The organism is Dellaglioa sp. CoH-56-MRSF-11 (assembly GCF_056782135.1).
In genome coordinates this window covers 1-253 of record NZ_JBXAYE010000138.1, presented here as the reverse complement: position 1 = coordinate 253, position 253 = coordinate 1, and the positions used below count along the sequence as shown (strand labels likewise).

Below are 253 nucleotides of genomic sequence, written 5' to 3'. Positions count from 1 at the left end.
CTCCAGTACTTAAAACTGCTATTTACTGCGGGCGTTGAAATTGTGGCTCAGCTTGCTGGGATTGCCAAATCTGCTGCGTGCCCTGAGCCACGAGAGGCTGTTGCACACCCGTCACGTTCTGAATGATCCAGCGATTTGCCTCGATTGCGTTGGTAAAGGTGCGGACTGCGGCACGCGTCTTGATGATTTCCGCAAACTCGTTTTGGTTTTCCACCTTTTTCTCGTTGTCGAGAAGCGGCGTCCATTCTTTGGC

General features: G+C 52.2%; 1 protein-coding gene. It reads right to left on the bottom strand.

What is annotated here, in order from left to right; genetic code table 11:
- Positions 1 to 22: 22 nt before the first annotated feature.
- Positions 23 to 253: hypothetical protein (locus tag AC1RPT_RS08155; protein ID WP_481763050.1), on the bottom strand; the 231-nt coding region annotated here is incomplete at its 5' end.